Raw genomic sequence first — 24,139 nt, forward strand, 5'->3', positions numbered from 1 at the left:
TTCTTGCGGGACGGGCGCGGTAAACGGGGTACTCGGTAGCGGACCGGGTGGGGAACGGAAGACGGAGGAGTACCCGCACGATGCGTACGACCATGACGACCACGACGAGCGCGGCGACGACGGACGCGGCCGGAAGGCCCTCAGCGCGACCCTCAGTGCGAGAGGACTTCGCGGCGGCGGTGGCAGCGGACATGGTGACGGCGGCGGACGAACTGCTGTCGTCGGCCGAGCCCCGGGCCGCGATCCCGCCCCGCGCGGACTGGCCCCGGCTGGTCGAGCTGGTCAGGGAGTCCGGCCAGTACACGACCACCGAGGAGGCCGAGCGGATCACCCGCCTCGTACTCACCGCCCTGGGCGGTCATGTCGTAGGCGACGAACGGGTGGAACTGGCCCGCAGACTCCCCGAGGAGGCGGCGCGCCTGATCGCCTCGCAGATCCCGGTGACGCGGCTGCTGACCGCCCCCGAGTTCGTGGACGCGGTGGCGACCGGCATCGAGGGAGCCACCCGCGCGACGGCCCGCTGGCATGTGAGCGCGGTCCTCACCACCCTGCCCACACTGATCGGCAACGACCTGACCACCCGCCTCCTCACCCAACTCCCCACCGGCTACGCCCTCCTGTTCGGCCAAGCAGACCTCCTGACCCGAGCAGCCTGACCACCCCAGAACCGAAAGAGCCGGCCCCTCCGGGGACCGGCCCTTTCCCATGTCCCGGACACCTGCCGTCCGGAAAGCAGAGGCGCGCTACGCCTCCGAGCCGGGCGGAGCGGGCCGGGGAAGCTCTGCCCGGGCGGATCCGTCCATCGCACCCCGCAGTGCTGACGGAGTGCGCCAGGTTTCACCTCGACGGCCCCTGTGACACATGCGATGGCAGTTGGCACACAGGCAGGCAAGGTCGTCGAGCTTGGTCTCCCGGTGACCGGCGACGTGGAGGGGGGTGACGTGGTGCACCTCGATGTATCCCTCGCCCAGATCCCCGTAGGCGCGCGCGAAGTCGAAGCCGCAGACCTCGCACTCAAGCGGACGCCCCTTGCGGCGCACCTGATGGATCTTCAGCTTGCGGAGCTTGGGATCCCGTTCGCGGACAAGCGCCCGTCTCACCAGGAGCCGGCCTTCGATGGCGGTGGACCCGTCATCGCCGACCTCGTCGGGCTGTTGCGGCAGACGCTGGAACTCCCCGGAACCGATACCCGCTTCAATGGCTTCAGCCGCCCGGAGCATGTCGCACTCCCGGCTGGTGAGCGCGTTGATCATCCGCAGTGTGGGATCGCCGCACCGTGTCCGCTTGCCCTGGTAGGACGGGTGGTTCGTGGCGAAGTCGGTCGTCTTGCGGCTCACGCTGTCCGGCGAGCGGAATTCGGGCAGTGCCATGGCTTCGGGGCTGTGGAGCGGCAGTGACCGCAGCAGGTCGGAGAGCGCCTGCACCGCGGGGTCCCCGGTCCGCAGCTCGCGCCAGCCGTTCTTCACGACCAGTGCTCCAGCCAATACAAGCTCATCCTCGGTCCAGGCAGGGCTTCGCATGGGCAATATCGTATAAGTGTTCGGTGAGGTTGAGGGGGCGTTCGGTGAGTCCCGGGACATGCGGCAAACTTGGGGTGTCGTTGTCAGTGGGGTCTGTCACCCTCAGTGAGGGCGGACTGCAAAGAGTGTCCGCCGGGCGAGCTTGTAAGGGAGGGTGCATGACCACCACTGAGAGGCGGTTCACTTCTATCGAGATCTGTGCGGGAGCTGGTGGTCAGGCCGTGGGCCTCCACAATGCCAGCTTCAGGCATCTGGCGCTGATCGAGATCGACGAGAGTGCCGTCGCAACCCTCCGCCGCAACGTGGGCACAAATTCCCAGTGGAGCGGCTGCAAGGTGATCCAGGGGGATCTGACGAAGATCGACCCGCATGAGCTGCGGCTGCAGCTTGGCCTCAAGCAGGGGGATCTTTCGCTTCTGGCCGGGGGCGTTCCCTGCCCGCCTTTCTCCGTTGCGGGTAAGCAGCTGGGCAGGGAGGACGAACGTGATCTCTTCCCCACGATGCTGGACATGGTGGATGAGTTCAGCCCCCGCGCTGTGATGATCGAGAATGTGCGCGGTCTCATGGATCCCAAGTTCGAGTCCTACAGAAAGTGGATTCTCGAACAGCTTCAGTCCATGGGATACGCGAAATGCTTCTGGAGGGTGCTGGAGGCCAAGGACTACGGGGTGCCTCAACTGCGCCCGCGCAGCATCCTCGTGGCCATGAAGCCGGAGTACGCTCAGCACTTCACCTGGGTCGCTCCTGAACCTGAGAAGCAGACGACGGTGGCCGACGCCTTGTGGCGCTCGATGCGGAAGCGTTTCCAGGACAGCGGCCGCCTGGGCTGGGAACAGGCATACGAGAAGTGGCTCAAGGACGCGAAGAAGGATGTCGCGCCCACTCTTGTAGGCGGTTCCAAAAAGCACGGCGGAGCGGACCTGGGGCCTACGCGTGCGAAGAAAGCGTGGGCGAACCTGGGGGTGTGCGGCCTGGGCGTCGCGAACGATCCTGAGCAGATGAAGGACCCTGACCGGGATCTCTTCGCAAAAGACGGACCTAAGCTGACGGTCGCCCAGGCAGCCATTATCCAGGGTTTTCCGAAGAACTGGCACTTCGAGGGGCGCAAGACGGCCGCTTATCGGCAGGTGGGAAATGCCTTCCCACCCCCGGTGGCTGAAGCAGTCGGCAAAATGATTGCTGCGGCTCTGGCTGCTCATCAGGAAGCGAGAGAGGCTGCGGCTGCCGTTGAGGCGGCGCCGAAGGTGCTGGAGCTTCCTGTGCAGTCAGCCCTTTTCGGGCCGGAGGCGGCCGACCTCAGCGATGATCTTGAGGGCGCAGTCGCCGGGTGATTCGTGCTCCCAGAACCGGAGCACCTGCCAGCCCGCCTCCATGAGGCGCTGGTCCGTGTCCCGGTCGCGGGCCACGTTCCTGGCCACTTTCTCCGACCAGTAGGCGGGATTGGTCTTCGGGGACACATAGTGGACAGGGCACCCGTGCCAGTAGCAGCCGTCGATGAATACGGCGACCTTTGCCGGGCGGAAGACCATGTCCGCCGTCCGGCGAAGCTCTGGCAGGGGGCGTGCCGCGACCCGGTAGCGGAGGCCGCGGGCGTGGACCAGCTGACGGATCAAGCGCTCAGGGGTCGTGTCCCGGCTGCGGATGGCCTGCATGTTGCGGCGTCTCGCCGCGGATGAGGCCCACGAGCCCTGAGGTGGAGTCCAGCTGTCTGACACGTCCGCTCTCCGTAGTCACGACCTGCCTGGCGGCCCTGGGAAACCGCTGCTGGCTGAGAGCATACGGACGAGCCGCCGCACGGCACAAAGGGGCAAATGGCGGAGGCGGCTCAGGTGCTCCGTTGCTCTAAGATCACCGGTCAGTTGCGTGCACGGCCCTGGGCTGCCAGGTGCCTGTCTGCCGCAGTTCTTCACGAAGGGGGATCAGTATGGCGGCACCGGACTGGCTTTGTGGACTCCTTGCCTGGAAGAAGTCGTCGAACCAAAAAGTCATCGATGTGTGCGGTGCCGGATGGGCGCCGAACATCTCTGACGTCGACAGCAAGACGAGCCTGCATATCGCCAAGGCCGTGTTCGACGAGCTTGGAATTGTCCGGCAGGTCGCAGCGAATTCAGCTGATGCCAAAGAGGAAAGCCGCGGAGCCGCTCTCGAAAATGCTGTCACTGCCGAGCTTGCCGATGAGCTTCCCGCTTGTCAGGACCGACCCTGGGTGGTGAAACGTGGTGAGGACGTCAGGAAATTTGACCAGTATCGGCACCTTGAGGAGCTGCGTACGCTCCTGGCGGATGTGCCCAGCCTGCGGGTGACCCTGGGAACTGACTACCAGATCGCTCCTGACGTGACGGTGGCCTTCGACGTGCCTGGTAATCCACTGCACGCCGTGGTGTCCTGCAAATGGACGCTGAGGTCGGACCGCGCGCAGAATGTGCGGCATGAGTTCAATCTCCTTGTGCGGTCCCGCCGGGGCCGCACGCCGCACCTGGTCGCGGTCACGACGGAGCCGCTGCCCAGCCGTCTGGCGTCGCTGACTCGCGGGACTGGTGAAATAGACGCCGTATACCACCTCGCTTTTGAAGAGACTCAGGCGGCGGTGCAGAAGTGGGGTGCCGTCCGGCACAGGAAGAATGAGCCGAGTCAGCTCGAATTGTGGCAGGAGATGACCGAGCAGAACAGGTTGAAGGACTACAGCAGTCTGGTGGCTGATCTCGCCAGGATGTGATGCCGGTGCCCCGGGCAGCCGGGGCACCGGTTCTCCGGCAGGCCGCTGCTATCTGGTGTGCGAGGGCAGTTCAGGTGCCGGCTGCGGGGTGTCGTCCTCTTTCGCGCAGGCCCAGTAACGTCCGTCGAGCAGAGCGGCGGGCCGGTCCGGACCCGCCGACTGCACCTCGGTGACGCGTACGCTGACAAATTCGCCCTCGTGCGGTACGGGAAGGTCAAGTGCCGCGGCAACCCGCCGGTGGCTCTCATAGTCGCCCATGATGAGGAACCCCTCGGGGCGAAGTGCTGACCGGCATCCGCCATTGCCCCGGACCCGCTTCATGTAGTCCTTCTGCTGAGCCACGGTACGGACCACGTTGCGGCCGATGCGGCGTTTCTGTGCACGTCGGAAAAGTTCGTTCAGACGTTGTTGGCCCGATTGTGGGCGGAAGACCTCAGCACGGTCCGCCGGGTCCATATGCAGCAGGACGTTCTCGGGAAGCTCCGCGTCGCACCAGAGCCAGTGAATCTTGTCGCGATGCTGAGCCTTGACCGTGAGTTTGAGGTCTCTGTTGTTGCCGCTGTTGAGCCATTCCCGGCGTATGCGAAGGAGCCCGGCGCTCCACCTGGTCTTGTAGTCATCGGCCCAGACCAGAAGACACAGATGGCCCATGGCCTCGGGCGGTATCATCCAGCCGCCGAACTGCTGGGAGTATTTGCAGTCTACGTCGATTCCGGCGATCTGATAGTCCATGCTGATGCCGTCGTCGAACCTGAACTCCCGCTGGAGATTGATCTCCACCAGTGTCCCGGCATGGGTCTTCTCCGTCTTGAACAGAGTCTTCCAGTCGTAGCGCCCCGTCACCTCACCGTTGAGCAACTGGTCGATCGTCTCGCGCAGAACCGACGCGAATCGCCGCCCCGTTGGATCAAGCGCCCGGATGTGCTGGGAAACCCTGAACAGCTCCGGGTCGTCTTCCAGCAGTAAATGCTGGGCAATGCCGACAGCTGCTCTGGAGTCGTCGTCGAAAGGAAGCACGGTGTAGAGCTATCCAATCCGGAGGGAGAGCGGTGTGCCCGAAGTGATGGCTGGAGAGCGGCGGCGGCGCGGAACGGAATGCGAGGCCGGTTCCGTGCTGTTCGTCAGCCCGCTTGTCCGTGGCACTCGTCATAGACCCGGTCCCTCCCGCACCAGCACACCGCCCCCCGCTCCGGTGGCCAGGTCGTTGCGCGGCCTCGGGCTGCCAGGGTGGTGGCGTACTGGGGGAGGAGGGTGGTGTCTTCCGGGGTGGTGCCTTCCGAGGCGGCGAAGGCTTCGTAGGAGGGGACCGTGCCGGTCACGATGCCCAGGTTCGGGGTGCCCGAGGCGGCCAGTTCGCGGAGGGATTTCTCTATCGTCGCCTGGTGCTCGGTGTGCGAGGAGTACTCGGCGGCCAGCGCGGGGTACGCCGAGAGCAGTTCGTGGAGTTCGGACGCGGGCCAGTGCAGGACCGCGACCGGGAAGGGGCGGGACAGGGCCTCGCGGTAGGCGCCCAGTTCGGCCCGCAGGCGGCCGATCTCGGCCTGGAGCTCCGCCGGGTTGTCCGAGCCGAGGGACCAGACGCGCTTCGGGTCGTGGAGTTCGTCCAGGGACACCGGGGAGGAGTGGAGGGTGTCGGCCAGGGTGTCCCACTCGTCATGGGCGGCGCCCAGCATGCGGCGGACGCGGTGGCGGCCGTACAGGAGCGGGTGGGTGGACTTGGGGGGCTCCGCGGCGTCGCCGAGCAGGAGGCGCAGTCCTTGCGTGAAGGTCTCCTCCGCCGGTTCCAGTTCGTCGTGGGACTCCAGCGACTCCGCGACGATCAGCCAGGGCGCCGGGTCGCGGGGTGCGGACGCGCGGATGCCGTCGATGATCGCCCGGGCCTCCGCCTCGTGGTCGTACTCCCAGAGGTTCGACGCCTTCAGGGCGCGGACGAGCTGGGGGTTCTCCAGCGGCTCGGCGGACGACAGCAGGCGGTCGTAGAGCGCTGTCGCGCCGGGGCGGTCGCCGGTCAGCTCCCGGTGGGCCGCAGCCTGGAGCAGCAGGTGTTCCGCGTCCTCGGGGTAGAGACCGGCAGTCCGCTCCAGGCGTGCTGCTTCGGCGTTGTGGTCGACGTTCTCGGCAGGCATGTCGGGGCGCATGGGGGACACCGTACTGCCGACTACCGACAAAGGAGAGAGATGCGCAGGCCAGGGGGTGGTCAAGAGGGTGGGCTCAGGGGGTGCCCAGTGGTTCCGGGGTGGGGAGCGGGCGGGGGCGGGGGAGGCGCTGGGTGAGCCAGCGTCGGGCCGGGGTTTCCACCTTGTCCGTCAGCACCAGGCCGGCCGCCATGACCGCGGTCAGGAAGATCAGGCCGCCCCAGGGGGCGAAGGCTTCCAGCCTCACACCGGTGAACTGGAGGGCCGCGGCATACAGCAGCGCCGCGAGCGGCCGGTGCAGCACGTACACGCAGTAGGACGACTTGCCCAGCGCCTCGCACCAGGGCCCCAGACGGGTCGAGGGTTCCCTCCCCGCGCCCAGCAGCACGACGAGGGGGAACACCACGAAGACGCAGAGGAGGGCGGAGGCCGGCCCGGGGGGCAGGAAGGCCAGGGTGGGCAGTGCGCCCATCAGCAGCAGGGGCGGAACACCGGGGGTGCGCAGCCGCGGCCGCAGCCGGTGGATGAGGAGCCCGGCGCCGAAGGAGAAGCACACGCGCGCGAGACCGCCGGGAAAGGTCGACCAGGTCAGCCCGAGCGCCGGGGTCCTCCAGTGGAAGAGGGCCCAGGAATAGAGGATTCCGAGGATGAATACGGTGCCGCAGAGAACGTTCCTGGATTGCAGAGGGCGCCAGAACGCCACCCACAGCAGATTGGCGGCCACTTCGAAGAAGATGGTCCACATCGGGCCGTTGAACGGAAACAGTCCGTCGCCCGTCGGTGCCGGGAGCATGAGCAGGGAAGCCGGGAGGGCGACCAGGATCTTCTGCCAACTCCATGGCTCGGTCGGCGAATTGTAGACAACGCACAGAACGGCGTGGGCGACGCCCAGGGTGAGGCCCAGGATGTAGAGAGGGTAGAGCCGCGCCCAGCGCAGCCGCAGGAACGCCAGGGTGGTCATGCCGTGGCGGAGGCGGTCGTCGTAGGCGTGGGCGAGCACGAAGCCGCTCAGTACGAAGAAGAGATCTACGGTCATTCCCAGGAATTCGGGCACGGTCCCGAAAAGGCGCGGTGAATGCAGTACGACGATGCAGGCAGCGGTGATACCACGGATTCCGTCTAGCGTACGGTAGCTCTTCACTGGCATCGCCGGGCCGCCCCTTGCATGGTCGGAGTGGATTGCGCGCCCGTCGTCGGTGCCTGCAACTGCCCATGGGCGCCCATAAGCACCCATGGCGTCTATGGGAGCCAATGGGTGTCAATGGGCGTCACTTTAAGGCGCGGAGGGGGCAGCCCTGGGGAGACCGGCCGGGCGGGCGGGTGGTCTTACGGCGATTGCTCCGTGCCGTTCAGGCCTTCCGCTCCCGCAGCGCCAGGACTCCGGTTGCGCCCGTCAGGGCCAGGGAGGCCGAGACGATCAGGGCGATGTCGGTGCCGTGCCCCGGTGAGCCGCCCGAGGTGACCAGGGCGATGGTGAGGGCCACGCCCGCGCAGGATCCGATGTAGCGGAAGGTCTGCTGGGCGCCCGAGCCCATTGCCGCCCGTGCCCGGGGGACCGCCTCCACGGCGACCAGGGGGAGGGCCGCGTTGAGCAGACCGCTGCCCACACCGCCGATCAGCAGGCCCGGCAGGGTGCGCGGCCAGGAGTGGGCGCCGATCGCGCCGAGCATGGTCACCACGGCGACGGCGTGCAGGGCGAAGCCGAGGGCCAGTTGGTGGCGGGGCGAGACGCGGCCGGCCAGCCGCTTCGCCTGGAGGGCGACCAGGAAGGACAGTCCCGACCAGAGCAGCAGCAGCCAGGCCGTGTCCATCGGCGACAGCCCCACCGACTGCTGGAGCAGGGCCGGGAGAAAGCTGAACAGGCCGATCACCGCGAGACCCGTGAAGAGTCCGGCCGCCGCGGAGCCGAGGAAGTCCGGTCGGCGCAGCAGGGTCAGGTCGATCATCGGGGTGCGGGTGCGCTGCTCGATCAGGGCGAAGGCCGGGACCAGGAGCGCGGCCGCCGCGAACAGCAGAAGCACCGGTGCCCGCAGCCAGCCGTCCCGGCCCAGGGTCAGTGCGGCCACCAGGGAGACCAGGGCGAGGCCGAAGACGGTGGCTCCCGCAAGGTCCGGGCGTCCGTCGCGGGGTGCGCGGGACTCCGGCAGTCCGCGCGCCGACGGTGCCGCGATCACCAGGGCCGCGGCGCCGAGGACGCCGTAGGCGGCCCGCCAGGTGGGCATCGCCCCGGCCACCACGGGGCCCGCCGCGATGCCGCCGCTGACGAAGGCGCCCCACACGCCGGTCGCGTGCAGCCGTCCGCGTGCGCTCGGGTAGGCGTGGACCAGCAGACCGAGGCTGCTGGCGAGGATGGCCGCGCCGGCCGCGCCCTGGGCGACACGGGTCAGGGTGAACAGCCAGGTCGAGCCGGTGAAGGCGCTGAGCACGGTGGTGAGGCCGAGGGCGACGGTTCCGGCCGTGAAGATCCGGCGCCGTCCGTAGTCGTCGGCGAGGCTGCCCGCCACCAGAAGCAGTGCGGCCAGGCCCAGCGGGGTGCCGTTGAGCAGCCAGGCCTGTGCGGATGCCGGGGTGTGCAGGGCGGCGGCGGTGTCGGGCAGCGTGATCATGGGGGCGGTGTAGATCATCAGCGCCACGGCGGTGGCCGCGCTGGTCAGGGCGAGGGTGAGGGCCGCCCGTGGAGCCCCTGGAGCCCCTGGAGCCCCTGGAGTGTCCGGGACTTCTGAGGCCGTGGGGAGGGGGGCGGGGGCGTTGGTCGTGGGGCTTTCCAGCTGGGACATGGCCTGCGCTTCCGGATGGGGACTGGTCGGGAGCAGTTCTGGTCGGTCCTGAGCAGTTCCGGCCGACATAGTCAGTTCTTTCATTGAACTGACCTCGGTCCCGACCGTAGCAGCGCGGGTTCGTTCATTGAATCAAGAGAGGGCAAAGTGGGTTCGGTGAATGAACCTATGGGGGGTGGAGTGGCTAGAGTGGGGCCATGGCTCTCGGCAGGGACTACGCGACACAGGAGTGCTCGATCGCCCGGGCACTGGAGATCGTGGGCGAGCGCTGGACGCTGCTCGTCGTGCGCGACGCGCTCTACGGCGTACGGCGGTACAACGACTTCCTCGTCCACCTCGGCATCCCGCGTGCCGTCCTCGCGGCCCGGCTCCAGACGCTCACCGCCGAGGGGATCCTCGAAAAGCGCCGCTATCAGGAGTCGCCGCCCCGCTACGAGTACGTCCTCACCGAGCGCGGCACCGCCCTGTGGCCCACCCTGCGCGCACTCGGCCTGTGGGGGCGCGAACACTTCACCGAGACCCAGCTGCGGATCTTCCGGCACGCGACCTGCGGAACGGAGCGGGAACTCGGTCCCTACGGTGAATGTCCCGACTGCGGAACTGTCGTGCCCGTCTCGGACGTTGTGATGGTGCCGGGCCCCGGACTCGATCCGAACCCGGCGGATCCGGTCAGCCGGGCGATCCTCAGGCCGAGGCGGCTGCTGGAGCCGCTCGACGTCGAACGGCTCGACGCCGAGCCGGTCTAGATCGGGGTTCGTGCGGTGTGATGCGTGCGGTGTTTTCGCGCGGTGTGACAGAGTCCGTGCGGAGTTCATGGGTGGGTGGGGGATGAGCGTGGGGGGAGGGCTGTGGATGATCCGCGGTTGGTCGGACGCGCGTTCCGCCGTCGTGCTGTTCGCGCTGCTCTTCCAGGTCGCCCTGCTGGACACCGGGGGTCTGCCCGCAGCCGTCGCCTTCGCCGCGACCGCCACGGTCGGCTCCGCACTCGCCGTCTGTGCCCTGATCAGCGCCCGCGGTGTGCCCTTCACGCCCCCGACGCGGGTCCGTACGGCCCTGCGTGACCGTCAGCGCCGCACCGCGTTTCTGCCCCAGCGGGACCCGGACGCCCCGGGCCGAATACGGCCCCGGGCGCCAGGGCGACCCCTCCCGGCGACCGTCGCGTAGGGCTCGTACTCCCCACCCTTTTCCCGTCTTCTCGTCCCGGTGCGCGCACCGGCGAGCCCGCGCGGTCGTCATGCCGACATCCGCCTGCCCTGTTCCCGGCAGGTCCTTTTCCGGCACGACGAGACCCCCGGAGGGCTCAGCCATGTCCTTGTTCCTGTCCGCGTGCGCACAGCTGGTCGAACGGCTTGCGGATCTGCTCCAGCCGCTCTTCCACGCCTCTGCCGCGGCCGCCGCGATCATCCTGTTCACCGCCCTCGTACGGCTTCTCGTCCACCCCCTGTCCCGGTCCGCCGCGCGCGGGCAGCAGGCCCGGGCCACGTTGCAGCCGGAGATCGCCGAGCTGCGCAGAAAGCATGCGAAGAATCCCGAGAGGCTTCAGCAGGCGCTGCTCGAACTGCACACGCGGGAGCGGGTCTCGCCCCTCTCCGGCCTGTTGCCGAGCCTGCTCCAGCTTCCTGCCTTCTTCCTCCTCTACCACCTGTTCACCAGCACCGCGATCGGCGGTGACGCCAACGGCCTGCTCACCCATGCCCTGTTCGCCGCGCCGCTCGGCGGCCGCTGGACGGACGCGCTCGGCCATGGCGGGCTCCTCGGACCGGCCGGACTCGTCTATCTCGGACTGTTCGCGGTCGTCGCGGCCGTCGCCGCCTTCAACGTCCGGCGGGCGCGGCGGACCGCGCCCCCGGTCGCGGTTGCGGCGGGTACGGGCGAGCAGGTGCCGGGGGTGGCTGCGGTCACCCGCTTCATGCCGTTCCTGTCCTTCGCCACCCTGGTCACGGTGGCGGTGGTGCCGCTGGCCGCCGCGCTGTATGTGGTCACCAGTACGACGTGGAGCGCGGTCGAGCGGGTGGTGCTGTACCGCTGAGTGCGGGGCCGGCCCTGGTCTCCCGCCCGGGCCCAAGCCCGGGTCCGGGCCCGTCCGCTCCCTGAACGGGGTCTTGCGGGCGGGACGCCGGACTCGGAGGATCGACCGGTCCTCCGAGGGCTGCGCTCCCGGCCGCACTCCGGCCGCATCCATCGGCCGGACCGCCGCGAGCAAGGGAGTTGACGAGCATGAAACTGTTGCGAGTCGGTACGGCCGGTGCGGAGCGCCCCGCGCTGCTCGACGCAGGGGGGACCCTGCGGGACCTGTCCGGACTCGTCGCCGGCATCGACGGGCCGTTGCTCGCCGACGAGGCAGCCCTCGCCCGGCTCCGCGCCGCCGCCGAGTGGGGCGGGCTGCCCGGACTGGACCCGGACGGCCTGCGCATCGGACCGCCGCTCACCCGTATCGGCAAGATCGTCTGCATCGGCCTCAACTACCACGACCACGCCCGCGAGACCGGCGCCGAACCGCCCGCCGAGCCGGTGGTCTTCCTCAAGGCGCCGGACACGGTGGTGGGCCCCCATGACACCGTGCTCGTGCCGCGCGGGTCCACCAGGACCGACTGGGAGGTCGAACTCGCGGTCGTGATCGGGCGTACCGCCCGCCGCCTGGAGACGCGGGAGGAGGCGCTCGCCCAGGTCGCGGGGTACGCGGTGGCGAACGATGTCTCCGAGCGGGAATACCAGTTGGAGCGCGGCGGGACCTGGGACAAGGGCAAGAACTGCGAGACGTTCAATCCGCTCGGGCCCTGGCTGGTCACCGCGGACGAGGTGCCCGACCCCCAGGACCTGCGGCTGCGGCTCTGGGTCAACGGGGAGCCGAAACAGGACGGGACCACCGCGGAGCAGATCTTCCCGGTGGCCGAAGTGGTGCGGTATGTCAGCCGGTTCATGACGCTGTACCCGGGTGATGTGATCAACACCGGGACCCCGGCAGGGGTGGCGCTGGGCCGGCCCGACCCCAAGCCGTATCTGCGGGCCGGGGATGTGATGGAGCTGGAGATCGAGGGGCTGGGGCGGCAGCGGCAGAGGCTGGAGAACGCGTAGCTGCCGAGTCGCCGTAGCTGCGCCCGTGGCGTGGGTGGCGTGGGTGGTGTGGACGGCGGGGGCCGTGTGTCGGCGGCGGTCCCGCACCCGGAAGTGGGCGCGGGACCGCCCTCGCCGTGGTTTCAGTCCCCGGACCTGGCCAGGAATGCCCCGACCGCCTCCACCACCAAGGCGTGGTCGTCCAGTTGGGGCAGGCCCGAGACCACCACCGTGCCGATCACACCCGCGCCCTCCACCGTGACGGGGAAGGCGCCGCCGTGGGCCGCGTAGACATCGGGGTCGAGGCGGGAGGACTCCTCGAACGTCGTGCCCTTGGCGCGGAAGCGGGTGCCGACCAGCAGCGACGAACAGCCGTAGCGCTCGACGACCCGGCGCTTGCGGTCGATCCAGGCGTCGTTGTCCACCGTGGAGCCCGGCAGTGCCGCGTGGAAGAGCTGCTGGCCGTTGCGGCGGATGTCGATCGCGACCGGCGCGCTGCGGGCCCGCGCCCGCTCCATCAGCAGGGTGCCGAGCGCCCAGGCGTCGTCGTAGGTGAAGCGGGGGAAGGTCAGCTGACGTTCCTGTGCTTCGAGTTCGGGGATCGTGGGAGCGTTCGCGGTCACAGCGACACCACCGTGCCCTCGCGGGCCGAACGCCGGGCCGCCTCAAGGACGTCGAGGGCCGCGGCCGCCTCCTGCGCGGTGACCGGGTTGGGGCCGCCGTCGCGCAGGGCCCGGGCGATGGCCGCGTAGTACGCCGGGTAGTCGCCGGGAAGCGTCGGTACGGGTCGGCCGCCGCCGGTCAGCGGGGACTCGCCCGCGCCGAGACGGCCCCAGAGGGACTCCGGTTCCCCGCCCCAGTCCTGGCCGGGCCGGGAGCCCTCGCGCAGGGCCGCCTCCTGCGGATCCAGACCGTACTTCACATAGCCCGCACGGGAGCCGAGGACGCGGAAACGGGGGCCGAGCTGGGCCGTGGTGGCGGAGACATACAGATGGGAGCGGACGCCGCTGGTGTGCGTCACCGCGATGAAGGTGTCGTCGTCCGCCTCGGCGCCCGGGCGGCGGATGTCCGTCTCGGCGTAGACGGAGGCGGCGGGGCCGAAGAGGGTGAGCGCCTGGTCGACGACATGGCTGCCCAGGTCGTAGAGCAGACCGCCGATCTCCGCGGGGTCCCCGGACTCGCGCCAGCCGCCCTTGGGCTGCGGACGCCAGCGTTCGAAACGGGACTCGAAGCGCAGTACGTCGCCGAGTTCGCCCTCGGCGAGCAGCGCCCGGAGGGTGAGGAAGTCGTTGTCCCAGCGGCGGTTCTGGAAGACCGAGAGCAGCAGGCCGCGCTGCTCGGCGAGGTCCGCCAGGGTGCGCGCCTCGGCCGCCGTGCCCGCGATCGGCTTGTCCACCACGACCGGGAGGCCCGCTTCGAGGGCGGCCGTGGCGAGGCGGACATGGGTCTTGTTCGGGGACGCGATGACGATCAGGTCCAGTTCCCCGGCCCGGCTCCACAGTTCGTCGGTGGAGGCGGCGACGTGCACCCGGGGGTGTTCGGCGCGGGCAGCCTGCTGCCGCTCGGGGTTCGAGGTGACCACCGTGTCGAGGGTGAGTCCCTCGGTGGCGGCGATCAGCGGGGCGTGGAAGACGGAGCCCGCGAGGCCGAAGCCGATGAGGCCCACGCGGAGGGGGGTGCCGGTACCAGGAGCTGAGGCTGTCATGCACTCCACTTTCGCAACGCTGTTGCCAAAGTGCAAGCGCGGGGGACAATGGGGCCGTGGACAGGACGTATGCGGGACCGGTCGGAGGCAGGCATGGGGGCGCGGGGAGCGCGACGGGCGGGGTGAACCTGCTGGGGCTGCGCAGTCACAACGCGGCCCTGGTGCTGGATCTGTTGCGGTCCGCGGGGGTGGACGGGATCAGCAGGCTGGAGCTGGCGGAGCGGACCGGGCTGACCCCGCAGGCCGTCAGCAAGATCACCGCCCGGCTGCGCGCGGACGGCCTCGCGGTGGAGGCGGGCCACCGGGCCTCCACCGGCGGCAAACCGCGGACGGTGCTGCGGCTGGTGCCGGACGCGGGGCATGCGGTGGGGCTGCATCTGGACCGGGACGAACTGCGAGCAGTGCTCTGCGACCTCACGGGCGCGGTGGTCGCGGAGCGGCGCGCACCGCTGGACCTGGGAGCGGGCCGGGAGGCCGTGGTGGAGGGGGCCGCCCGGGAGGCGGAGGCGCTGATTGCGGCGGGGAGGGCGCGTTTTTCGGCCGGTGCGGGTGCGGGTGCGGGTGCCGGTGCCGGTGCCGGTGCGGGTGCGGGTGCGGGTGCGGGTGTGGGCGCGGCGGTCGCGGACGCTCCGCATGCTGCGGGGGCCGCGGATGCCGCCGGGGCCGCGGATGCCGCGCATGCTGCGGGGGCCGCGGATGCCATGGGGGCCACAGGGGCCGGGGTGGCCACCGGGGCCGGGGTGGTCGCAGGGGCCGCGGTGGCGCCTGCGGTGCTCGGGCCCGGGGTGGCGCCTGCGGTGCTCGGGCCCGGGGTGGCGCCTGCGGTGCTCGGGGTCGGGGTCGCTCTCCCCGGCCCTCTCGACCATCGGCACGGTGTGCTGCACCGGGTCACCGGTTTTCCGGAGTGGGACGGCTTCCCGCTGCGGGACGCGCTGGCCCGGCGGCTCGGGATGCCCGTCGTCGTCGACAAGGACACCAACGCCGCCGCGCTCGGGCTCGCCCTGGGCGGCGCGGCCGGGGGCGCTCACTCGTCGTTCGCCTATCTGCACCTCGGGACCGGACTCGGTGCGGGGCTGGTCGTCGGCGGGGCCGTGCACCGGGGGGCGCGGACCGGGGCGGGGGAGTTCGGGCACCAGGTGGTCCAGCTGGACGGCCCGCCCTGCGAGTGTGGCGACCGGGGCTGTATCGAGGCGCTGTGCCTGGCCGCCGTCGCGCGCGGCGATGTGGCGGAGGCGGCGCGGGTGCTCGGCGCCGGTGCGGCGAACCTGGCCGGGCTGCTCGACATCGACCTGGTGCTGCTCGGCGGCCGGACCGTCGCCGCGCACCCCGAGGCCTTCACGGGCGGAGTGGCCGCCGTTCTCGGCGCACGCGCCCGGCGCGAGGGCTCGACCGCACCCGTTCCGGTGCGCGTCGCGCCCGGCGGAGCGCGCGGGGTGGCGGAGGGCGCGGCGCAACTGCTGCTCGCTCCCCTCTTCGGACGCGCGGAGGACTGAGGAGGACTGAGGCCCCGGGAGGTCTGCCCCGGCACCTCCCTGCACCTCCTGGCGCTCCTGTTGTCGGGGGCGGCGGGGCGCCCGCGGCCCCACACCCGCCAAACCGGTGACCGCGCTGCGCTGATCGGGGGGACTGCCCCTGCGGAGTGTCGGGTTCCAGGCGTGGCGCGGCCCGGAAGGCGGTCCGCATGGAAGCTCATATGTTCATGCGACTGTCTCGACCTTCTCGACTGTCTCTGTTCCTGCCCTGCGCGCTCGCCGCCGTCCTCCTCCTCAGGCAGGCGCCCGCCGCCGCGCTCGTCGCCGACACGCAGCTCAGCTGTTCCGGCGGGGCCGGGCGCGCCTTTCCGCTCACCACCCAGATCCACGGTGGCCCCGGCAGCTACAAGCCCGGGGGCGCCGACCAGAACTGGACCATCGACCTCAAGAACACGACCGCGGAGTCCTGCAAGAACATCCACCCGGTGGTCGTCCTGGTCGACTCCCAGCGCAAGCTGCGGGACGCCGAGCCCCACCTGGAGTTCTACGGCGGCGACCGCTGGCGCCCGGTCGCCTTCACCCACACCGACCGCCAGGAGCTGGTCGGCGCCTTCGGCGGCGACTTCCCCGGCTTCACCGTGGGCCCGGGCCGCACGGTCTCCGTGAAGGTGCACTTCGCGCTGTCCGACAAGGCCCGGCCGAACGACATCGTGGCGAAGGCCGCGGTCGCGCAGAAGAACGGCACCGACGGCGACTGGGCCGGGGAGTCGAACGACTACTGGTTCCAGATCGAGACGGGCGACGCCGCCGCCGACCTCACCGGCCGGTCGGCCGACCCCTCGGCCACGGCGGCCGACCCCTCGGACAAGGCGACCGGCCCCACCCCGACGGACACGACCGGGAGCCCCTCCGGCGCCTCGGCCCACCCCTCCGGCACGGCGTCCGGCAAGCCGGGCAAGGGCCAGGCGCCCCACCCCGGGCAGACGGGCACCCCGGCCACGTCGCCGTCCCCGGCGCTGACGCCCACCGCCAAGGCGACGGCGACCCCCTCCGCCGCACCGCCCTCGCGCGACATGGTCAAGTTCATCGGCGGGCTGGCCATGGCGGCGGTCGGACTGCTCGTGGCGGGCGGCGCCCTGCTGATGGCCCGCAGACGCCGCTGACCCCGCCCGCTGCCCGCCCTCCGGGGCCCTGCGGCCGGTCTGCGACGATCACCCCGTGGACTACCCGAACGACCAGGACCCCGGCGCCCCCGTCCGCTCCGGCATTCCCGAGCACGGCCGCATCCCCAAGTACTACGCGGTGAAGGCGCATATCGCCGCGCTCGTGGCGGAGTTGGGCGAGGGCGGGCCGCTGCCCACCGAACGAGAACTCTCCGAGCGCTACGACGTGGCCCGCGAGACCGTACGGCAGGCGCTGCGCGATCTGCTGCTGGAGGGCAGGCTGCGGCGGCAGGGGCGGGGCACGGTGGTCGCCGGGCCCAAGCTGGAGCAGCCGCTGTCCCTGGCCAGCTACACCGAGGGGGTCCGCAGACAGGGCCGCACCCCGGGCCGCAGGCTCATCAGCCTCGACCGCTTCCCCTGCAACGAGGTCCTGGCCGCCGAGAGCGGTCTCACCCGCGGCGAACCGGTCTGGCACATGGAGCGGCTGCTCCTCGCCGACGACGAGCGGGTCGGCCTGGAGAGCACCTATGTCGCGGCGGCGCACGTCCCGCGGCTGGACACCGACTTCGACCCCGACTCCTCCTTCTACGCCTATCTCAAGGAGCAGGGGATCACCTTCGGTGACGCCGACGAGCGCATCGAGACCGTGCTCGCCGCCCCCCGGGAGGCGCTGCTCATCGGTACGCCTCCGGCCCTGCCGATGCTGCTGCTCCACCGTGTCTCACGGGACACCGGGGGGCGGCCGCTGGAGCGGGTGCGGACGCTGTACCGGGGGGACCGGTTCTCCTTCTCGGCGCATCTGGGCGGCTGAGGGGAGAGGAACCGGGCAAGGGGCCGACCAGGGCAAGGGGTCGACCAGGGCAGGGGCGGGAGTCGAAGCCCGCCCCCTTTTTATAACAAAGAGATAACGGGTCTAGCCCAATCTTGAGAGGCGGTTCACCATTCGGTTGCCGGAAGGACCTTTCCGGTTTCCCGATCCCGAGGAGCGTGGGCGTTGTGAGAGTGACAGTCGTAGGAGCCGGCGTGGTGGGCACCATGCACGCCTGGCAAGCAGTGGAACGCGGCCATGAGGTCGTGCAGATCGAGCGTGAGGCCGAGGCCCGCGGGGCCTCGCTGCGCAACTTCGGGCTGGTCTGGGTGAGCGGCCGCGCGGGCGGCGAGGAGCTGGAGACGGCCCTGCGGGCCAGGGAGCTGTGGGAGGAGATCGGGGGCCGGGTGCCCGCACTGGGCTTCCGCGCCAACGGCTCGCTGACCCTGCTGCGCACCGGACTCGAACAGGCCGTGGCCGAGGCCGCCCTCGCCCGCCCCGACGCGGCCGCGCGCGGCTACAAGCTGCTCACCGCCGCCGAGGCGCGGACCGTGAACCCCGCCCTGCGCGGCAGCTTCGAGGGCGCCCTGTACTGCGAGCGCGACGCCGCCGTCGAGCCCCGTACCGCCCAGCTCGCCCTGCGCGAGGAGCTGCTGAAGTCCCCGAACTACACCTTCCTGCCGGGCCGCGAGGTCCGCGAGGTCACCGGGCCCGGCACGGTCCGCGACGACCACGGGGACGTGCACCGTGCGGACGCCGTGGTCCTCTGCACCGGCGCCTGGCTCGGCGGCCTGGTCAAGGAGCTGGCCCCCGAGCTGCCCGTACGCCGGGTGCGGCTCCAGATGATGCAGACCGACCCGCTCGGCGAGGCGCTGCCCGCCTCGGTCGCCGACGCCGACAGCTTCCGCTACTACCCGGCCTACGGCGGCGAGGCCCTTGACCGCCTCGGTGCCGGGCAGCCCCAGCCGCCGACCGCCGCCGCCCACCGGATGCAGCTGCTGATGGTGCAGCGCGCGGACGGCGGACTGACCATCGGCGACACCCACGAGTACGAACACCCCTTCGGCTTCGACACCGTCGAGGACCCCTACGACCATCTGACGGAGGTCGTCGAGGGCTTCCTCGGGCGTCCGCTGCCGAAGATCCGCCGCCGCTGGGCGGGGGTGTACGCGCAGTGCACCGACACCGCGCGGGTCGTGCACCGCCAGCAGGTGCGCGAAGGGGTGTGGCTGGTCACCGGGCCCGGCGGCCGCGGTATGACCTGCTCCCCCGCCATCGCCGAAACCACCGCGAACGAACTGGGCTGGTGAACCACCTCATGACCGACACACATCTCAGCGGCACGCCCGCCACCGGCATACGTCTCGTCGTCCTCGACATGGCCGGGACCACGGTCGCCGACGGCGGTCTCGTCGAGCGGGCCTTCGCCGCGGCCGCCGCGGAACTGGGCGTGCGGCCCGGCTCCGCCGACCACGCCGAGAAGCTCGCCTATGTCCGCGCCACCATGGGCGAGTCCAAGATCTCCGTCTTCCGGCACCTGTTCGGCGAGGAGGCTCTCGCCCAGCGCGCCAACGCCGCCTTTGAAAAGGCCTACGGCGAACTGGTCGACGGGGGACACATCGCCGAGATCCCCGGCGCCCGCGCGGCCGTCGAGGAGATGCGCGCCGACGGCCTGACCGTCGTGCTCACCACCGGTTTCGCCCGGGTCACCCAGGACGCGATCCTCGACGCGCTCGGCTGGCGCGACCTGGTCCCGCTCACCCTGTGCCCGGCGGACGCGGGCGGCCGCGGACGCCCCTACCCGGACATGGTGCTGACGGCCTTCCTGCGCACCGGCGCCGCCGAGGACGTACGCCAGGTCGCGGTCGTCGGCGACACCTCGTACGACATGCTCAGCGGGGTGCGCGCCGGGGCCGGTCTGGTCGCCGGGGTGCTCACCGGCGCCCACGACGCGCCCGCCCTGCACCAGGCGGGCGCCCACCAGGTGCTCGGCTCGGTGGCCGGACTCCCCGCCCTGCTGAAGGGAGCCGACCGGCGATGACCGGCATCCGCTTCGAGGGGATCTCGGTCGCCTACGACGGGACCACCGTCCTCGACGGCCTCGACCTCTCCGTCGAGCCCGGCGAGGTCATGGCGCTGCTCGGTCCCTCCGGCTCCGGGAAGACGACCGCGCTGCGGGCCGTCGCCGGATTCGTACGGCCGTCCTCGGGGCGGGTGTTCCTCGGCGGGCGGGACGTCACCGCCGAACCCCCGCACCGGCGCGGGATCGGCATGGTCGTCCAGAGCTACGCCCTCTTCCCGCACCTGCGCGTCGCGGACAACGTGGCCTTCGGCCTCAAGGCGCGCAAGGTGCCCCGGCAGGAGATCCCCGCGCGGGTCGCCGAGGCGCTGGAACTGACCGGCATGGGCGAGTACGCGCGCCGCTACCCGCGCGAGCTGTCCGGCGGGCAGCAGCAGCGGGTGGCGATCGCGCGGGCCCTGGCCGTGCGCCCCGGTGTGCTCCTGCTGGACGAGCCGCTGTCCGCCCTGGACGCCCGGCTGCGCTCCGGAATGCTCGCCGAACTGGCCCGGCTGCACCGTGACCTGCCCGACATGACCATGCTGTACGTGACCCACGACCAGGTCGAGGCGCTGACGCTGGCGGACCGGATCGCGGTCATGGACCGGGCGCGGCTGCGGGACGTCGGCACGCCCCGCGAGCTGTACCGCGCCCCGCGCACCGAGTTCACCGCGTCCTTCGTGGGCAGCGCCAATCTGCTGCCGGTGACCGTGGGGGCGGCCGGGGTCGCCTTCGGCGGCGCCGAGCTGGAGGTGGACACCCGGGACGCCGCCCGGGGCGCGGCCGCGACCCTCTGCGTACGGCCGCACCTCGTCGGCCTCGGCCCGGGCCCGAACCGGCTCACCGGGGTCCTCGACGAGATCCAGTGGCGGGGGGCCACCCACCGGCTGCACGTGGACGTGGCGGGCCACCGGGTCATGGCCGACGTACGGGAGCTGCGGTGCCCGCCCGCGCCGGGGGACCAGGTGGAGGTGCACTTCGCACCCGGGGACGCGGTGCTGCTGGCCGCCGGGGTGTCCCGTGACTAGACGCCTCGCCTGGTCCCTGCCCCCGGCGCTGCTGCTGGCCGCCGCCTTCCTCTACCCCCTGGCCCTCGTCGTCCGACAGTCCTTCCAGCCGGACACCGGCGGCACCTCCCTCAAGCCGTACACCGACGTCTTCGCCTCGGTCGCCTTCCGCGAGGCCCTGTGGACCACCGTCTGGCTGGCGCTCGCCGCCACCGCCTGCTGCCTGGTCCTCGGGTTCTTCCTGGCGCTGGTCATCGCCTTCGTGCCCTTCCCCGGGGCGAAGGCGGTGGCCCGGTTCATCGACGTCTTCCTGTCCTTCCCCTCCTTCCTGATCACCCTCGCCCTGCTCTTCCTCTACGGCAGCGCGGGGATGGCCAACGGGCTGTGGAGCGATCTGACCGGCGCGGCCTCGGGACCCTTCGCGTTCCTCACCACGCCCTGGGGCGTACTCCTCGCCGAGGTCACCTACTTCACGCCCTTTGTGATGCGCCCCCTGCTGGCCGCCTTCTCGGGGCTGGACACCGCGCAGGTGGAGGTCGCCGCCTTGCTCGGTGCCCGGCCCGCGCGGATCGTGCGCCGGGTGATCCTGCCCGAGGCGCTGCCCGCGCTCGCGGCCGGCGGCGGACTCGTCCTGGTCCTCGCCCTCAACGAGTTCGGCATCGTGCTGTTCACCGGCGCCAAGGGCGTCACCACCCTGCCGACGCTCGTCTACGGCAAGGCGATCCTGGAGTCCGACTACCCGGGCGCCTGTGTCGTCGCCGTCGTCAACGTCCTTGTCTCCGTGGGCCTGTACTCCCTCTACCGGGTGGTGAGCCGCCGTGCTGGTGCCTAGCCGGACCGGGAGGTGGGCCCTGTGGGCCGTCTTCCTCGTCCTCTTCCTGCCCCTCTTCGCCCTGCCCCTGCTGGTCGTGCTGGCCGCCTCGTTCGCCGGTCACTGGTCCGGGGCGCTCCCCTCCGGCTTCACCACCGGCCACTACGCCGCCGCCACCCGCGGGGAGTCCCTCCAGGCGCTCACCACCAGCCTGGTCACCGCCCTCGCCGCGAGCCTGCTCGCGCTGGCCGTGGGCACCTGGGGGGCGCTCGGCGCCCACGCCCTGCCGGGGCCCGTACGGCGGCTGTTCGACGCCCTGTTCGTGCTGCCGGTGGCCGTGCCCTCCGTGGTCGTCGGGCTCGCGGTCCTCGTCGCCTTCTCGCAACCGCCCGTGCTGCTCAACGGCACCCGCTGGATCGTGATCCTCGCCCATACGATCCTGGTCACGGCCTTCGCCTACCAGTCGGTCTCCGCGGCGCTGCTCCGCCTCGACCCCGCCTACGAGCAGGCCGCGGCCTCCCTCGGGGCCCGCCCCGGATACGTCCTGTGGCGGGTCCGGCTGCCGCTGCTGCTGCCGTCCCTCACGGCCGCCGCGGGCCTGTGCTTCGCCCTGTCCATGGGGGAGCTGAGCGCCACGATGATGCTCTACCCGCCCGACTGGACGCCGCTGCCCGTCCGGATCTACGCGGCCACCGACCGGGGCTCGCTGTTCACCGGCTCCGCCCTCGCGGTCGTCCTCATGGGGGCCACCCTGCTCGTCCTGTTCGCCATGGCCCGGATCCGCACCCGGGCCGCCCACCGCTGACCACCCGACCCGCCCCCCCCCGCTCCACCACCCCGTCCACGCAAGGAGTGCGTCCCGCCATGCCCGGAATCCCCGCCCCGCTCAGAGTCCCCGCCCTCTCCCGTGTCCCCGTCAAGCCGCTCGCCGCCGTCCTCGGGAGCCTCGTCCTGGCCGGTTCGCTCACCGCCTGCGGCGGCGACTCCTCCGCCGCCGACGCCAAGACCGTCACCGTCTACAGCGCGGACGGCCTCAAGGGCGAGAACGGGGACGGCTGGTACGACCGCGTCTTCAAGGACTTCCAGAAGCAGACCGGCATCAAGGTCCAGTACGTCGAGGGCGGCTCCGGCGAGATGGTGCAGCGCGCCCTCCGCGAGCGCAGCAACCCGCAGGCCGACGTCCTGGTGACCCTGCCGCCCTTCATCCAGCAGGCGGACAGCAAGGGCCTGCTGGCCAAGTACACGCCCCAGGGCGCCGAGGAGGTCGCCGGCGCCGACAAGGCCGCCGACGGCACCTGGACCTCCGTCGTCAACAACTACTTCGGCTTCGTCTACAACAAGAAGGAGCTGAAGAAGGCGCCCACCACCTGGGAGGACCTGCTCGACGCCCGGTACAAGGACAAGCTCCAGTACTCCACCCCGGGTGTCGCGGGCGACGGAACGGCCGTCCTGGTCAAGGCGATGAACGACTTCGGCGGCAAGGACGCCGCGCTCGCCTACCTCAAGAAGCTCCAGGCCAACAATGTCGGCCCGTCCGCCTCCACCGGCAAGCTCGCCCCCAAGGTGGACAAGGGCGAACTGCTCGTCGCCAACGGTGATGTGCAGATGAACTACGCCCAGTCCAAGACCATGCCCAACCTGGGCATCTGGTTCCCGGCCCGGCAGGGCGGCAGGCCGACCACCTTCGCGCTGCCCTACGCCGCCGGACTCGTCACCAAGGCCCCGCACTCCGAGAACGGCAAGAAGCTGCTGGACTACCTGCTCAGCCGCGCCGCGCAGAAGCAGGTCAGCTCGATCGGCGGCGGATTCGCGGCCCGCAAGGACGTGGGCGCCACCGACGCCAACGCCACCGCACTGACCCGGATCATGGACGGCGTCCAGATTTTCGAACCGGACTGGAACGACATCGACACGAACCTTCAGACGTACGTCGACGCCTGGAAAACCGCTACGAACAGCTGATCGCTAGGCTGGGACTCACGCAGCACCACGCATGGCAGGAGATCGCACATGGCAGAGCGCAGGCCCATCGAGTCGTGGCTCACCGACATGGACGGTGTGCTCATCCACGAGGGCGTTCCGATTCCCGGTGCCGATGCCTTCCTGAAAAAGCTGCGTGAGTCCGGCAAGCCCTTCCTGGTGCTCACCAACAACTCCATCTACACGGCGCGCGATCTGCACGCCCGGCTGACCCGCATGGGCCTCGACGTGCCGGTCGCGAACATCTGGACCTCGGCGCTCGCCACCGCCCAGTTCCTGGGCGACCAGCGGCCCGGCGGCTCGGCGTATGTCATCGGCGAGGCCGGGCTGACCACCGCGCTCCACGACATCGGCTACATCCTGACCGACCACGACCCCGACTACGTCGTCCTCGGCGAGACCCGCACCTACTCCTTCGAGGCCATGACCAAGGCGGTCCGGCTGATCAAGGCCGGGGCCCGGTTCATCTGCACCAACCCCGACGAGACCGGCCCGTCCCCGGAGGGGCCACTGCCCGCCACGGGCGCGGTCGCCGCGCTGATCACCAAGGCGACGGGCAAGCAGCCGTACTTCGCGGGCAAGCCCAACCCGCTGATGATGCGCACCGGGCTCAACACCATCGGGGCGCACTCGGAGACCAGCGCGATGATCGGCGACCGGATGGACACCGACGTACTGGCCGGAATGGAGGCCGGAATGCAGACGTTCCTGGTGCTCACCGGGCTGACCACGACGGAGCAGATAGACCGCTACCCCTTCCGCCCGTCGCACGTGGTGAACTCCATCGCGGACCTCGTCGACCTCGTCTGACGCCGCCGTCCCGGACCCTGGACGCCCGGGGCCCGCACGGCCGGGGGAGACCCCCCGTACGGAGTAGTCGGGGTCCCGTCCGGATGCGCCGGAGTGTCCGGGGTGTGAGTCTCCTGGTATCG

25 protein-coding genes are annotated in these 24,139 nt (G+C 70.8%); 17 read left to right on the forward strand and 8 right to left on the reverse strand.

Features of this window, described 5'->3' with window-relative positions; genetic code table 11:
- Positions 1-191: 191 nt before the first annotated feature.
- A complete protein-coding gene (locus ACIHAA_RS06440; RefSeq protein ID WP_399814508.1) occupies positions 192-656 on the forward strand; it encodes a DUF2267 domain-containing protein in 465 nt (154 codons plus the stop codon).
- 87 nt (positions 657-743) lie between these two features.
- On the opposite strand, the gene ACIHAA_RS06445 is transcribed toward ACIHAA_RS06440, so the two are convergent.
- The gene (locus ACIHAA_RS06445; protein WP_399813847.1) at positions 744-1,520 is read right to left on the reverse strand and encodes an HNH endonuclease; all 777 of its coding nucleotides are present in this window, start codon (positions 1,518-1,520) and stop codon (positions 744-746) included.
- 158 nt (positions 1,521-1,678) lie between these two features.
- On the opposite strand from ACIHAA_RS06445, the gene ACIHAA_RS06450 reads away from it, so the two are divergent.
- Positions 1,679-2,851, forward strand: coding sequence for a DNA cytosine methyltransferase (locus ACIHAA_RS06450; RefSeq protein WP_399813849.1), 1,173 nt, complete (start codon positions 1,679-1,681; stop codon positions 2,849-2,851).
- Here ACIHAA_RS06450 and ACIHAA_RS06455 read toward each other — a convergent pair.
- The gene (locus ACIHAA_RS06455) at positions 2,786-3,235 is read right to left on the reverse strand and encodes a very short patch repair endonuclease (RefSeq protein WP_399813851.1); all 450 of its coding nucleotides are present in this window, start codon (positions 3,233-3,235) and stop codon (positions 2,786-2,788) included. The genes ACIHAA_RS06450 and ACIHAA_RS06455 overlap by 66 nt on opposite strands.
- A 209-nt stretch (positions 3,236-3,444) precedes the next feature.
- Here ACIHAA_RS06455 and ACIHAA_RS06460 point away from each other — a divergent pair, with 209 nt between their 5' ends.
- Positions 3,445-4,236 (forward strand): NgoMIV family type II restriction endonuclease, encoded by a 792-nt coding sequence (locus ACIHAA_RS06460; protein ID WP_399813853.1) that lies wholly within the window; start codon positions 3,445-3,447, stop codon positions 4,234-4,236.
- A gap of 48 nt (positions 4,237-4,284) precedes the next feature.
- Here ACIHAA_RS06460 and ACIHAA_RS06465 read toward each other — a convergent pair whose 3' ends face one another.
- The 4 genes from ACIHAA_RS06465 to ACIHAA_RS06480 all read right to left on the reverse strand — a co-directional run bounded on the left by ACIHAA_RS06465 (position 4,285) and on the right by ACIHAA_RS06480 (position 9,148).
- Entirely contained in the window at positions 4,285-5,253 is a 969-nt protein-coding gene (locus ACIHAA_RS06465) for a NaeI family type II restriction endonuclease (protein ID WP_399813855.1), read from the reverse strand.
- 104 nt (positions 5,254-5,357) lie between these two features.
- Positions 5,358-6,374 (reverse strand): hypothetical protein, encoded by a 1,017-nt coding sequence (locus ACIHAA_RS06470; RefSeq protein ID WP_399813857.1) that lies wholly within the window; start codon positions 6,372-6,374, stop codon positions 5,358-5,360.
- Between the two features lie 73 nt (positions 6,375-6,447).
- Positions 6,448-7,605 carry an acyltransferase family protein gene (locus ACIHAA_RS06475; protein ID WP_399813859.1) on the reverse strand — a complete coding sequence of 386 codons (1,158 nt, stop codon included), beginning with the start codon at positions 7,603-7,605 and terminating at the stop codon, positions 6,448-6,450.
- A 115-nt stretch (positions 7,606-7,720) separates the two neighbouring features.
- The gene (locus ACIHAA_RS06480; RefSeq protein ID WP_399813860.1) at positions 7,721-9,148 is read right to left on the reverse strand and encodes an MFS transporter; all 1,428 of its coding nucleotides are present in this window, start codon (positions 9,146-9,148) and stop codon (positions 7,721-7,723) included.
- 197 nt (positions 9,149-9,345) lie between these two features.
- Here ACIHAA_RS06480 and ACIHAA_RS06485 point away from each other — a divergent pair, with 197 nt between their 5' ends.
- From ACIHAA_RS06485 to ACIHAA_RS06500, 4 genes are all read left to right on the forward strand, one after another.
- The gene (locus ACIHAA_RS06485; protein ID WP_399813862.1) at positions 9,346-9,894 is read left to right on the forward strand and encodes a winged helix-turn-helix transcriptional regulator; all 549 of its coding nucleotides are present in this window, start codon (positions 9,346-9,348) and stop codon (positions 9,892-9,894) included.
- Positions 9,895-10,000: 106 nt separating this feature from the next.
- Positions 10,001-10,312 carry a DUF6412 domain-containing protein gene (locus ACIHAA_RS06490; protein ID WP_399814510.1) on the forward strand — a complete coding sequence of 104 codons (312 nt, stop codon included), beginning with the start codon at positions 10,001-10,003 and terminating at the stop codon, positions 10,310-10,312.
- Positions 10,313-10,466: 154 nt separating this feature from the next.
- On the forward strand, positions 10,467-11,177 hold the full coding sequence (yidC, locus tag ACIHAA_RS06495) for a membrane protein insertase YidC (protein WP_399814512.1): 711 nt from the start codon (positions 10,467-10,469) through the stop codon (positions 11,175-11,177).
- Between the two features lie 188 nt (positions 11,178-11,365).
- Positions 11,366-12,223: a fumarylacetoacetate hydrolase family protein gene (locus ACIHAA_RS06500; protein WP_399813863.1), complete on the forward strand. Its 858-nt coding sequence runs from the start codon at positions 11,366-11,368 to the stop codon at positions 12,221-12,223.
- 122 nt (positions 12,224-12,345) lie between these two features.
- Here ACIHAA_RS06500 and ACIHAA_RS06505 read toward each other — a convergent pair whose 3' ends face one another.
- Positions 12,346-12,825: a heme-degrading domain-containing protein gene (locus ACIHAA_RS06505; protein WP_399813865.1), complete on the reverse strand. Its 480-nt coding sequence runs from the start codon at positions 12,823-12,825 to the stop codon at positions 12,346-12,348.
- On the reverse strand, positions 12,822-13,907 hold the full coding sequence (locus ACIHAA_RS06510) for a Gfo/Idh/MocA family oxidoreductase (protein ID WP_399813866.1): 1,086 nt from the start codon (positions 13,905-13,907) through the stop codon (positions 12,822-12,824). The genes ACIHAA_RS06505 and ACIHAA_RS06510 overlap by 4 nt, the downstream gene beginning before the upstream one ends.
- A gap of 56 nt (positions 13,908-13,963) precedes the next feature.
- Here ACIHAA_RS06510 and ACIHAA_RS06515 point away from each other — a divergent pair, with 56 nt between their 5' ends.
- The 10 genes from ACIHAA_RS06515 (at position 13,964) to ACIHAA_RS06560 (ending at position 24,017) form a co-directional block, all read left to right on the forward strand.
- Positions 13,964-15,400, forward strand: coding sequence for an ROK family protein (locus ACIHAA_RS06515; protein WP_399813868.1), 1,437 nt, complete (start codon positions 13,964-13,966; stop codon positions 15,398-15,400).
- Between the two features lie 206 nt (positions 15,401-15,606).
- A complete protein-coding gene (locus ACIHAA_RS06520) occupies positions 15,607-16,542 on the forward strand; it encodes a hypothetical protein (RefSeq protein ID WP_399813870.1) in 936 nt (311 codons plus the stop codon).
- Between the two features lie 55 nt (positions 16,543-16,597).
- On the forward strand, positions 16,598-17,353 hold the full coding sequence (locus ACIHAA_RS06525) for a GntR family transcriptional regulator (protein ID WP_399813872.1): 756 nt from the start codon (positions 16,598-16,600) through the stop codon (positions 17,351-17,353).
- Positions 17,354-17,538: 185 nt separating this feature from the next.
- Positions 17,539-18,660 (forward strand): TIGR03364 family FAD-dependent oxidoreductase, encoded by a 1,122-nt coding sequence (locus ACIHAA_RS06530; protein ID WP_399813873.1) that lies wholly within the window; start codon positions 17,539-17,541, stop codon positions 18,658-18,660.
- A gap of 8 nt (positions 18,661-18,668) precedes the next feature.
- Positions 18,669-19,391 carry a phosphonatase-like hydrolase gene (locus ACIHAA_RS06535; RefSeq protein WP_399813874.1) on the forward strand — a complete coding sequence of 241 codons (723 nt, stop codon included), beginning with the start codon at positions 18,669-18,671 and terminating at the stop codon, positions 19,389-19,391.
- Complete coding sequence (locus ACIHAA_RS06540) at positions 19,388-20,437, forward strand: ABC transporter ATP-binding protein (RefSeq protein WP_399813875.1); 1,050 nt, start codon at positions 19,388-19,390, stop codon at positions 20,435-20,437. The genes ACIHAA_RS06535 and ACIHAA_RS06540 overlap by 4 nt, the downstream gene beginning before the upstream one ends.
- Positions 20,430-21,248: a 2-aminoethylphosphonate ABC transporter permease subunit gene (locus tag ACIHAA_RS06545; protein ID WP_399813877.1), complete on the forward strand. Its 819-nt coding sequence runs from the start codon at positions 20,430-20,432 to the stop codon at positions 21,246-21,248. The genes ACIHAA_RS06540 and ACIHAA_RS06545 overlap by 8 nt, the downstream gene beginning before the upstream one ends.
- Complete coding sequence (locus ACIHAA_RS06550) at positions 21,235-22,032, forward strand: ABC transporter permease (protein WP_399813878.1); 798 nt, start codon at positions 21,235-21,237, stop codon at positions 22,030-22,032. Before ACIHAA_RS06545 ends, ACIHAA_RS06550 begins: the two co-directional genes overlap by 14 nt.
- Before the next feature lie 59 nt (positions 22,033-22,091).
- On the forward strand, positions 22,092-23,189 hold the full coding sequence (locus ACIHAA_RS06555) for a 2-aminoethylphosphonate ABC transporter substrate-binding protein (protein ID WP_399813879.1): 1,098 nt from the start codon (positions 22,092-22,094) through the stop codon (positions 23,187-23,189).
- Between the two features lie 48 nt (positions 23,190-23,237).
- Positions 23,238-24,017: an HAD-IIA family hydrolase gene (locus ACIHAA_RS06560; RefSeq protein WP_399813881.1), complete on the forward strand. Its 780-nt coding sequence runs from the start codon at positions 23,238-23,240 to the stop codon at positions 24,015-24,017.
- Positions 24,018-24,139: the final 122 nt, after the last annotated feature.

Origin of the sequence: Streptomyces sp. NPDC052040 (assembly GCF_044548405.1) — a bacterium.
Taxonomy (GTDB): domain Bacteria; phylum Actinomycetota; class Actinomycetes; order Streptomycetales; family Streptomycetaceae; genus Streptomyces.